This window comes from Flavihumibacter sp. CACIAM 22H1 (assembly GCF_001601815.1).
Classification (GTDB): Bacteria; Bacteroidota; Bacteroidia; order Chitinophagales; family Chitinophagaceae; genus Flavihumibacter.
In genome coordinates this window covers 42,473-54,185 of record NZ_LUKG01000011.1, presented here as the reverse complement: position 1 = coordinate 54,185, position 11,713 = coordinate 42,473, and the positions used below count along the sequence as shown (strand labels likewise).

10 protein-coding genes are annotated in these 11,713 nt (G+C 44.5%); 2 read left to right on the top strand and 8 right to left on the bottom strand.

Annotation, left to right across the window (positions count from 1 at the left end; genetic code table 11):
- Positions 1-170 precede the first annotated feature (170 nt).
- Positions 171-1,442 (top strand): Pycsar system effector family protein, encoded by a 1,272-nt coding sequence (locus A1D16_RS05415; RefSeq protein WP_290708257.1) that lies wholly within the window; start codon positions 171-173, stop codon positions 1,440-1,442.
- A 10-nt stretch (positions 1,443-1,452) separates the two neighbouring features.
- Positions 1,453-3,675: an FUSC family membrane protein gene (locus A1D16_RS05410; protein WP_290708256.1), complete on the top strand. Its 2,223-nt coding sequence runs from the start codon at positions 1,453-1,455 to the stop codon at positions 3,673-3,675.
- Position 3,676: 1 nt separating this feature from the next.
- Here the strand turns inward: A1D16_RS05410 and A1D16_RS05405 are convergent, their stop codons facing one another.
- From A1D16_RS05405 to A1D16_RS05370, 8 genes are all read right to left on the bottom strand, one after another.
- Entirely contained in the window at positions 3,677-5,539 is a 1,863-nt protein-coding gene (locus tag A1D16_RS05405) for a 2-oxoacid:acceptor oxidoreductase subunit alpha (protein ID WP_290708255.1), read from the bottom strand.
- Positions 5,540-5,585: 46 nt separating this feature from the next.
- Complete coding sequence (locus A1D16_RS05400; protein ID WP_290708286.1) at positions 5,586-6,359, bottom strand: FkbM family methyltransferase; 774 nt, start codon at positions 6,357-6,359, stop codon at positions 5,586-5,588.
- A 5-nt stretch (positions 6,360-6,364) separates the two neighbouring features.
- Positions 6,365-7,288, bottom strand: coding sequence for a gliding motility-associated ABC transporter ATP-binding subunit GldA (gene gldA, locus A1D16_RS05395; protein ID WP_290708254.1), 924 nt, complete (start codon positions 7,286-7,288; stop codon positions 6,365-6,367).
- 20 nt (positions 7,289-7,308) lie between these two features.
- Complete coding sequence (can, locus tag A1D16_RS05390) at positions 7,309-7,941, bottom strand: carbonate dehydratase (RefSeq protein ID WP_290708253.1); 633 nt, start codon at positions 7,939-7,941, stop codon at positions 7,309-7,311.
- Between the two features lie 11 nt (positions 7,942-7,952).
- Positions 7,953-9,521, bottom strand: a complete 1,569-nt coding sequence (locus A1D16_RS05385) for a SulP family inorganic anion transporter (RefSeq protein ID WP_290708252.1) — start codon at positions 9,519-9,521, stop codon at positions 7,953-7,955.
- A gap of 83 nt (positions 9,522-9,604) precedes the next feature.
- Positions 9,605-9,958: a hypothetical protein gene (locus tag A1D16_RS05380; protein ID WP_290708251.1), complete on the bottom strand. Its 354-nt coding sequence runs from the start codon at positions 9,956-9,958 to the stop codon at positions 9,605-9,607.
- Between the two features lie 62 nt (positions 9,959-10,020).
- A complete protein-coding gene (locus tag A1D16_RS05375) occupies positions 10,021-10,389 on the bottom strand; it encodes a response regulator (protein ID WP_290708250.1) in 369 nt (122 codons plus the stop codon).
- Positions 10,386-11,713: ATP-binding protein (locus A1D16_RS05370; protein ID WP_290708248.1), on the bottom strand; the 1,328-nt coding region annotated here is incomplete at its 5' end. The genes A1D16_RS05375 and A1D16_RS05370, both read right to left, overlap by 4 nt.

Genomic DNA, 11,713 nt, shown 5'->3' with positions numbered 1-11,713 from the left:
GTCGAGCGCTGGTACAAAGCATACACCATTTAATTGGTTGCAGGAATAAAAAGGTGTTGCAAGCAGTATCAGCAGCAATAATTTTATTCTTCCTGGAAACATATCTGCAAGTTAACAGGAGGAAGAATTCAATGCATGAATTGCGTTAATTTAGTTTTATAAACAGCTACATGAAGGAATATTCCGGCATTATTGACAAAGCAACCCATACTGTTCGGCAAATTTTTGCCGATACCGTGCCTAAAGATTATTTTTTTCATGACCTGCATCATACCGTGCAAGTGGTGGAGGCTGCCGGCCAGATAGCCGCCTCGCTGTCTCTGCCCGAAGAGGATCGAATGGCGCTGATGCTCTCTGCCTGGTTTCATGATACAGGGTATAGTCAATATTACGAGGGGCATGAGGTAGCCAGTGCAGCTATTGCTGAACGGTTTTGTAAAGAGCAGGGGGTAGATGCTTTGGTAACTGCCAAGGTGAAAGCCTGTATCCTTGCTACAAAAATGCCCCAGTCTCCGGCCACCCTTATTGAACAGGTATTGTGTGATGCGGACATGGCGCATCTGGGGTCGGGGCATTATGCAGAGGAAAGTAAATTGCTGCGAAAGGAGATCAATACTGTTTTTAAAAAGGATATTGGAAAAAAAGCCTGGCGCCGAACCAATATTAATTTTTTGAAAGCCCATCGCTATTTTACCGACTTTGCCCGGCAGCAGTATGAACCTGTAAAACAGGCGCATTTGCAAACATTGCTGAAGAAAGAAGAGGAAGCTGGTGGTTCGGCGGTTGACACCCCGGTAGGTAAAATTGAAAATGTGCCGGATCTTTCGGTTAAGACAAATGTTGAAAAAGAGGGGATGGAGCCTGTTGTTAAAGAAAAAGCGCCCAAAGCAAAAGATAAAGCGGCACAGACCAGGACGGAAAGAGGTATTGCCACCATGTTCCGGATAATGAGTGAAAACCATGTAAGTCTGAGCCAGATGGCTGATTCGAAAGCCAATATCATGATTTCTGTAAACACTATTGTGCTTTCTATACTGGTTTCTGTTTTGTTGGGAAAACTGCAGTATTATCCTCAGTTCATAGTGCCTACGGCGATCCTTGCCGTGGTATGCCTTACCGCCGTGATTTTTGCCATAAGAGCTACCAGGCCAACTGTTTCGAGTGGTGTTTTTAGCGAGGATGATATCCGTAAGAAAAAAGCCAACCTGTTGTTTTTTGGTAATTTTTTCAACATGGAACTGAAAGACTATGAGTGGGGTATGAAAGAAATGATGAACGACAGTGAGTATCTCTATGATAGTATGATCAAGGATATCTATTATCTGGGTAAGGTGCTGGCGAAGAAATATCATTTTCTGCGCATTTCTTATAATGTATTTATGTTTGGCCTGGTCTTGGCAATTCTCTCCTTTGGGATTGCAAGTTTTTTGGGTATGAATTAACCTGGAACATATGATTGAATATATCCGGGAATATAAAAAATACAGTAGTAGCTATTATGTATCGGAAGGGGTTCGAACCACTGCCGGCGTAATGGTACCGCTGTTAACCGCTAGTTATTTCGGCCATTTAGATATTGGAATAGCATTGGGGCTGGGTGCTTTATGTGTGGGTATCACAGATAATACGGGGCCCATTCATCACCGGGTTAATGGTATGGTTGCCGCTTTGTTACTGATATTTATTTCAACGCTGGTAACAGGCTTTTGTATGCCTTATCCATGGCTGTTAGCCGGCCTGATTACAGTAATGGGTTTTGTCTGTTCAATTATTGGGGTGTATGGGGTACGGGCTGCAGCAGTAGGAGCTGCCGGTTTGCTGGTTATGATCCTCAGCATTGATGATCGGTATGATAGCTGGGAAGTGCTCCGAAATGCATTGCTCGTATCTGCAGGAGGATTGTTTTACCTCGCCATTAGTTTATTGTTATACCGCCTTCGGCCTTATAAACTGATTGAGCAGGCTTTGGGCGATTCTCTTCTTTCTATGGCAGACTACCTGCGAACCCGCGCAGGTTTCTACAACGAACAGGTAGACTACGATAAAAATTATAAAGAAGTATTGGAACAACAGGTGCTGGTCCATAATAAACAAAGCCTGGTGCGGGAAATGCTGTTTAAAACCCGTGATATTGTTCGCGAATCTACCCATAAGAGCCGTATTCTTATGATGATATTTCTGGACAGTGTAGATCTTTTTGAACGGATAATGACCTCTCAGCAGGATTACCGGCAATTGCACCAGGTTATGGACAAAACCGGCTTATTGCCTGTTTTTAAAGAACAGATTCTGCTGTTGTCAGAAGAGCTGGAGAAAATAGGGCTTGCGCTGCAGGAGGGCCGGGTTTCAATTCCGGGGGAAGCCCTGGAAGAACGACTTAAAAAACTGGAAGTCAGTTTTGTAGATGTGCGAAATGCGACCATGGATGATACTAATATTGAAGGTTTCGTCAGTCTCCGCCATATCCTGAACAGCGTAAAAGATATCCAGAGCAGGATTTTGACCATTCACCGATATACGAGTTTTGATAAAAAAATTGGCGATGCTTTTTCCCGTACCGTAGATTATACCAAATTTGTTTCCCCCTCTGATTTTAACCTGAAACTATTAGTTAATAACCTAAGTATTCATTCCACTATCTTCCGGCATTCGGTACGGGTGGCAGTTTCTCTGCTGGCAGGTTTTTTCCTGAGCCGCATTTTTCCATTCGGGCATGGGTATTGGATTTTATTAACCATCCTGGTTATCCTGAAGCCGGCTTACAGCCTGACCAAACAGAGAAATATTGAACGGCTTACCGGAACATTTTTTGGAGCAATAATTGGGGTGATATTGTTATGGTTGATTCGTGACGATCGGTTATTGGTAGCTGTTATGATTACCGGAATGGTGATCGCCTACAGTATGGTTCGGATAAAATATATGGTAAGCGTAATAGCCATGACGGCTTATATTCTGATTGCTTTTCATTTTCTGAAACCGGGTGATTTTTCGGAAGTTTTAAGAGATCGGCTCATCGATACCTTTGCCGGTTCTGTAATTGCATTCATTGCCAGCTTTGCCGTTCCTCCTAAATGGGAACATGAACAAATCCAGGAATTGCTGGAGGAAGCCATACTGGCCAATGCCCGTTATTTTGCTGCTATCAGCCGGATTTTCTTAAATGAACCACTTAGTAACGAAGAATATAAGCTGAGCCGCAAAGAGGCTTTTGTAAAACTGGCAAACCTCTCCGACGCCTTTCAACGCATGTTAAACGAACCCAAAAGGCAACAAAAAAAAGTACAGTTGGTACACCAGATGGTGGTCAGCAATCATATGCTGGCTTCTCATATAGCTACGCTTTCTTCCTACCGAAAAATGGCGGAAAATTATGCATCCGATAAATTTCAGCCCATCGTACAGGCTTCTTTGGGACATTTGCAGCTGGCAGCTGAAATGGTACGGCAAACGCCATCCGCTGCACCTGTGCTGAATGCAGAAGATAATTTTGTAATCAGGGATGAACTGAAACAGTTATTGGAGCAGCGCTTAAAAGAATTGGCAGAAGGCGTAATGGATACCACAACGAGGCAACGGTTTTCTGAATTGAAAACCATTGCCGATCAGTTTGAATACATCAATAAAATCAGTATTGAACTGGAAAAATTAGCTGCACGCCAGCAACAAAAGTAGGCTATGCCGGAATCGTAAGCCCCAGCATTTCTCTAAGTTTTACAAGGAGCTCTGTTTTTGTGATGGGTACGCCCATTATTTTATTATATCCTTTTGCGTCAACCAGGTATTGATCACGAATGATTTTTATCAGTTGTCCATTATTGATTTCCGGTATCAATACCTGTTCAAAATTATGCAGGATGGTACCCAGGTTTTTGGGGAAGGGGCGAATATAGCGGAGGTGCGCATGGCTGATTGCATGCCCCTCTTCCTGTAATTCTTTCACGGCACTTTTAATAGCGCCGTACGTAGATCCCCAGCCCAAGACCAGTACTTTCCCTTTATCAGGGCCGCTGTCTAACTTTTGTTCCGGGATATAATCAGCAACTTTATCTACTTTTTCCTGGCGTATTTTCACCATCAACTGGTGGTTATCCGGATCATAACTGATGTTTCCGGTAATATTCTGTTTTTCCAAACCACCTACCCGGTGTTCCAGTCCGGGTGTTCCTGGAATTGCCCATGGACGAACCAATTTCTCATCTCTCAGGTAGGGCATAAACTTTTCTTCTCCATGCCCCAATTCTGTTTTAAAGCTTGTTTCAATAGGTGCCAGCTGATCGCTGGTCGGAAATTTCCAGGGCTCTGCGCCATTGGCAATATAACCGTCACTCAGAAAAATGACGGGTGTCATATGCTGTACAGCTATGCGAACAGCTTCATAAACTGCCGCAAAACAGTCACTCGGCGTGGATGCCGATAAAACGGGCATAGGACATTCCCCGTTTCGCCCATAATACGCTTGCAGTAAATCACTCTGTTCTGTTTTAGTGGGTAACCCGGTAGAAGGGCCACCCCGCTGAATATTTATGATCAGCAGGGGAATTTCGAGCATTACGGCCAAGCCCATGGCTTCGGTTTTAAGCGCCATGCCGGGTCCTGATGTAGTTGTGACACCCAGGGATCCTCCATAAGAGGCCCCTATAGCGGAAGTAATTCCTGCAATTTCATCTTCTGCCTGGAAAGTGCGGATGCCAAATGTTTTATAACGACTGAGTTCATGCAGTATATCAGATGCAGGCGTAATGGGATAAGTGCCCAAAAACATCGGAAGATCAGCCTTTTGTGCGGCAGCAATCAATCCATAGGCCAATGCCTGGTTACCCATAATATTGCGGTAGGTACCTGCTTCAATCCGGGCTTTGTCTACTTTATAGCGGGTAGTAAAGGTTTCCGTGGTATCGCCATAATTATAGCCGGCCTGTAGTGCTTTTATATTACTGTTGAGCAGCTCCGGTTTTTTACCGAATTTATCCTGTAGAAACTGGATGCTGCTATCCATATCGCGGTTGTACATCCAATAAAGAAAACCAAGGACAAACATGTTTTTTGCCCGGTCTTTTTCCTTGGTGCCAAGTGTAAACTCCTTTAATGCTTCGCGGGTCATTTTGGTGATGTCCATTTTAAAGACCTCGTAGCCCGAGAGGCTATCGTCCTCAATGGGGTTAACTCCATCGGGGTAATTGGCCAGGCGAAGGTTTTTAGGATCGAAACCATCGGTATTGACAATGATTTTCCCCCCTTTTTTCAAGGCCTTAAGATTGGTTTTCAGTGCAGCTGCATTCATGGCTACCAGTACATCACATTCATCACCGGGAGTAAAAACGGGTTCACTTGAAAACCGTAGCTGGTATCCGCTTACCCCGGGAATGGTGCCTTGTGGCGCCCTTATTTCGGCCGGGAAATCAGGAAATGTGGCCAAATCAATGCCCAACAGGGCTGTATTATTGGTAAACTGGGTGCCTGTTAACTGCATGCCATCGCCGCTATCTCCTGCAAATTTGATTACTACCTCCGGTAGGAGTTCCTCTTTGTGCATCATTTTGCAAAGATAGTGAGATGTAGGAAGTACGGCGTCAGAACTTGGATTATCGCCGAAAGCCGATCAGGTCTTTTATCCTGGATTTTAACCGATGCGGAAACAGGGACTTGAGCAGTAGCGCCAGGTTGAATCTTTTTGCATAAAAGCGGAGGTCTGGCTGGCCGGTTTCAAAGGCAATGCTGCTGGCATGGATATCAAACCAGGGGTCCGGCATCTGGTTGTATACAGCACTAATCGCAGAACGATTCAGCCAGGGGCTCTTGATATCGGTACCAAAAGGGCCGGCCGTATCTATGCCGGAATAGCCATATATCGAAGAAAAATTATAAAAAGAAACCAGGTTATAATAGTGGAAGCCCGGATGGCTGAGCAGCGCTTCCAATACAGGCCGCCCCCAGTTTTCAACGGATACATAAGCAGGTATTACACTGCTCTCAAGTATGGACTGAAGGATCAAATGATCGGCCCCTTCCAAATCAATTTTAACCAGGTCGGGTAGGCCAAACTGGTCGATCAGTTGCTGGTAAGAAATGGAGCTGACCCGGATTTTAGTATAGTCCTCTATATGTTGCTCCGGTACGGGAAAACGACTTAGCCCCGAATGATACCGATGAATGTAAAAATCAACTTCCTGGTGCTGATCTGCAGGCGGGGTAATACATTTATTAAGTATCCGAAGCTGTCCGCTTTTAATGAAACCGGCATATTGTTTTACCAATTCCTCTGCCAGAGAGGGGTTGGCTTCCACAGCCACTACCATTTTTGCTTTCGACAGGTAATAAGGAATGTTTTTACCCGTATTGGCACCAAAATCAAAAATCAGTTTCAGATAGCAGTTTTTGGCGTATTGGTTAATGATCGGAACACTTCTTCGAGGCTTTGATCGCTGCTCTGAAGTGAAACAATGTTCAGGTTCTGTTCAACACTTAAGGCCAGCAATTGTTTTTTTGCGGTAGCAGGGTCGGGTGCTTCCAGTTCCCATTCCGTTGAACTGATTTTTTTCAATGCATGCAACTGGGGAATAGCCCGTTCGATCCACTGGGGTTCCAGAACTTCTTTGAATTGTACGCGTATTACGGGTTTACTGTGGATGGATTGCAACTCTTCCAAACTATTGTCGGCAATAAGTTTCCCCTTGTTTATGATGATGACCCTATTGCACACCGCTTCCACTTCCTGCAAAATATGGGTGGAAAACAGGATGGTTTTAGTGGAACCGAGTGAGCGGATAACCTCCCTTATTTCTATGATCTGGTTGGGGTCTAACCCGGTGGTGGGTTCGTCCAGTATCAATACCTCGGGATCATGGATAAGAGCTGCAGCCAGTCCTACCCGTTGTTTGTATCCTTTGGAGAGCTGTGCAATCTTTTTGTGACTTTCAGGGCTCAGGCCTACCTGGGCAATAACTGCTTCTATTCGTTCCGTTTTATGAGGAACCCGGTGCACTTCTGCCATAAACTTCAGGTATTCGCGCACATACATGTCATAATACAAGGGGTTAGACTCTGGCAGGTAGCCGATTTTTGCCTTGGTAGTCAGCGGGTTTTCAGCTACGTCCAGCCCTGAGATAAATGCTTTTCCGGCATCAGCCTGCAAGTAGCCGGTCAGGATTTTCATAGTAGTGGATTTCCCGGCCCCATTTGGACCGAGAAATCCTACTATTTCCCCTTTTTTTACGGAAAAACTGATATCGTCAACGGCCTTTTGCTGACCGTATACTTTTGCTAATGATTGAACCTGGATTGACATAGTTTGACAAACCTACTGAATTATAGGTCATCATACTCGTAGATATCATCAATTCGGGTATTGGCCGGCATTTCAAAAACGGGATTGATAAGGCCATCTTTTAGTCCGTATACCCAGCCATGCAGGTGGGGCGCCTGGTTGTATTTCCAGGCTTTCTGGATTATAGAGGTTTTTGCCAGGTTCATTACCCCTTCAATTACATTCAGTTCCACAAGCCGATCGGTTTTTTTTTCGTCATCGCCGATGGCATCGATTTCATCTCGGTGGATACGATATACATCCTTAATATTTCGCAGCCACTTATTGATGATCCCAAAATTATGGTTTGTCATCGCCGCTTTTACACCACCACATCCATAATGACCGCAAACAATAACATGCTTAACCTTAAGGTGTACTACCGCATATTCCAACACACTGAGCAGGTTCAGATCGGTATGCACCACCATATTGGCAATGTTCCGGTGTACAAAGATTTCTCCGGGCTGCGTATTGGTAATTTCATTGGCCGGCACCCGGCTATCGCTACAACCGATCCATAAAAAATCGGGTTTCTGGATTTTAGCCAGCCGGTTAAAAAAATCTTTGTCTTCTTCTACAGCTTCAGCTGCCCATGCTTTGTTTTCAAGCAGTAAACGTTCGTACTGTTTCATATTCTTTTGCTTTAATTTGTTTCGTTAGCAGGATTAAATCCCTGTGCTTTATGTGCACTTTTTTTAAGCTCTACCCGGATATTTTTTAAGGGTGCGCTGATCATAAAATCTTCAATTACTTCAATGACGTCTTTATCGAGAAAATCTGCCCTCGTGGCGTCGATCAGTACATAGGAATCTTCCGGCACTTTAGCTAGATTTCGCTTAATGATTGGTTTATTCAGAAAGGATACATCTTTCCTTAACCGGAACAGGTAATTATTGTCGTCATTTACTATAAATACGGCAGATTTGAAATTGCTTCGCAGAACAAAAAATAAGCCCACCACACAGCCCACCATAATTCCTTTTAGCAGGTCGGTCAGCAAAATGGCTACGATGGTAACAATAAACGGAACAAACTGATCCCACCCTCGTTTGTAGAATTTTATAAAAATGGATGGTTTGGCCAGTTTAAAGCCGGTATAGATCAACACCGCTGCTAAGGCAGGTAATGGTATCAGGTTCAGCAGGGTAGGAATCAATGCTACACATAAAAGCAGCAGTAAACCATGGAGGATGGCAGACATTTTTGTTTTTGCACCTGCGTTAACGTTGGCCGATGTTCGCACAATTACCGAAGTTACCGGTAAGCCGCCGATAAGGCCCGACAGGAGGTTGCCCATGCCCTGTGCTTTTAGTTCGCGGTTGGTGGGCGTTACCCGTTGGTAGGGATCCAGTTCATCCGAGGCTTCAATATTGAGCAATGTTTCAAGGCTTGCCACAATGGCAATGGTAAAGGCAACGATCCATACATTGTAATTCGTTAAATGGCTGAAATCGGGAAACTGGAAAAAAGTAAAAAACTCCTGTACTGAATCCGCTTTGGGAATATTTACCAGTGCATGTGCGGGCAATGCCAGCGATGAATTGGAGCTTATAAAAAACTGACTGATTCCGACCGCAATCAACACCACAACCAGGGGGGCAGGAATGAGTTGAAGAAATTTTGCTTGTTTAACGATGTATTTTTCCCAAACGATTTGAATACCCAGGGATAATAAGCCGATTAAAGCAGCACCCGGCACAACATAATTGAGCGATTTGAATATTCCGGTAAAAGTATTGGAGCCATCCGGCTGTAAAAAAGTTTCATCACCTTCATAATCGGCATCATAGCCAATGAGGTGAGGTAGTTGTTTGAGTATGAGAATCAGGCCGATGGCTGCCAGCATGGCTTTGATAACCGAGCCCGGTATATAATCGCCCAGGATACCCGCTTTCAGGTAGCCGAGTATTAGTTGTAATACACCGGCAATTACTACACTGGCCAGGAAAGCTTCAAAACTGGGAAGTTTGGCAATGGCTGCTACCACAATAGCGGTTAAGCCGGCTGCCGGGCCACTGACACTTAAATGAGAGCCGCTTAATGCGCCGATTACAACGCCTCCGACTACACCGGCAATAAGACCGGAAAACAATGGGGCATTGGAGCCAAGGGCAATGCCAAGGCAAAGCGGCAGTGCTACAAGAAATACTACGATAGAAGATGGGATATCTGCTGCCAGACTCCCAAACGGATGCTGAACACGTTTGGACATACAGGTTGATTGATTCGGAATAAGAAAAGGGAAACCAGTCTTCAAAAGGAAGGAGTACAATAAATGAACTAAGAAAGGCTGAATCAGGCCAGGTCCGGAGGCTGGATCAAGGTCTGGCTATGCTGGTCGTCGGGGATATTTTCAGAAACGGGAATAATTCTGCTGATCGCTTCTGCCGCCAGTTCTCCAAGTAAACTTGAGTAATCAAAAATTGAGATGGAAAAGGGCTTTCCACTTTTATGTTCTTCGTTAATTGGATTATTATTTCCTGCTTCCTCTTCTACTGTATTTAGTATACAGGCTTTGTTTTGTTTGGACACCAGGGGCAGCATAACAAGGGTGGTACCCAATAATACCATAAATAACAGGGTTACGCCGGTTACCAGCTTTCTCCAACCGAATAAATTCGGTCCTCCTGTTATTAATGTATTTTTCATGGCCGTCGAAATTACAGTTATCCACTGAAAGTTAGACAATTGTTAACTCATTTAACATAGCCTTATTCTAATAATTGATTTATTTCTTTAATAAGAGATCGGGTTGAAAAAGGTTTGATAATATAGAGGGCTGCACCCAGTTCCATTCCTTTTTTTTGATCAGACTCTCTTGATTTTGCGCTCAGGAACACAATTTTTGTGTTTTTTATCAAAGGATCCTGTTTGATGGATCGGGCAATGGCAAATCCGTCTACATCGGGCATCATGATATCTAGTATAACCAGGTCGGGCCTTTCCTGCTTTACCAGTTCCAGGGCTTCCCTTCCGTTTCTTGCAACAATTACATGGTAATTGTTTTTCTGCAGTAGAAATTCGAGCGACATAAGTATATAGGGGTCATCGTCGACCACCAATATTTTTTTTGCTGTCATACAGATTCGAATTTGTCTGTTGGTAAAGTAAATCGCAATACAGCGCCGCCTTCCGCTCCATTAAATGCGGTGATCTGGCCGGCATGTAATTCGATTATTTTCTTTGATATTGCCAAACCCAACCCGCTGCCTTCCGGTTTAGTAAGTGTTTGATTGGGGGCCTGGTAAAATTTATCAAATATGAACGCAAGAGATTCGGTTGGAATACCTTTTCCCTGGTCACTGATTTGCACAAGCAGTTCCTGCTTTTCTTTTTTGGCAGAAAGCTGTACAATGCCTCCGGGTGGAGAAAATTTAATGGCGTTGGTTAGCAGGTTATAGACAACCTGGCTGATCAGGTGAGGGTCGCATTCTACCAGTATTTCCCCGGTTTCGGCAAGCCCTTTGATCCGCAGGTTTTTTTCCCGCACAAGGGGCTGTACAGCAGTAAGTATTTCCTGTAAAACCTGGTTAAAATTAACCTGTCTGAACTGGGGAGTATGTTTGCCGGATTCAAATCGCTCCAGATTTAAAACCTGTGTGATAAGCCAACTCAGCCGTTCTGTTTCCCGTATAACGGCAGAAAGAAATTCGACTTGTTGTTGTTCTGGCATGTCGCGGTTATCATGTACAAGTTCTGTCAGTGCCCGTATGGAGGTTAGGGGTGTTCTCAACTCATGCGTAACAGTATAAAGAAATTCGTCTTTCAGTTCATCCATTTCCAGGAGTTGGCTGTTCAGGGCACTGAGTTGTTCCGATGCTTTTGTCAGGTCGCTGGATTTCCGGCGCAGTTCTTTGTTGAGTTCTATCAACTGCTGTGATTCCCGCAGCATATTGATCACTTCTTCCAGGCTTAGTTCCTCTGCTTTGGCTACTCTTGAAACCAGGATATGTGCAGACGCTGAACCGATTATACCGGCCAGGATCTTTTCTGTAAATGTGACCAGGCGAGGATCGGCGTTGGATGATTCGAGCGAAATCTGGTGCCGCTGAGCGTAGTGCTGCAATAAGTTCCCCGCCCTGTCAGCACCTATAAAATTTTGGAGCAGGGCACGAAGGGCCGGCAGGCTGGCATTGTCTTTCCATACGGTTCGGTTTTCCATGTTTCCTGTTTGCTGAAATACATCCACAAATACCTGGCCCTGGTAAATTTCCTGGATCCCTTTTTTACTCCGGATGGATACGAGTAGAAAAAGGCCGGTGTTTAACAACAAGCTCCAGAAAAGGGAGTGGGAAACAGGATCAGGTAAACGGAGTCCAAATAAGGCGGTAGGGTTTAACCAGCTTTGGCCTAAAAAACCGGTTTCCATAAAATGTTTTTCAAGTAATCCTGCTCCTGCCAGGG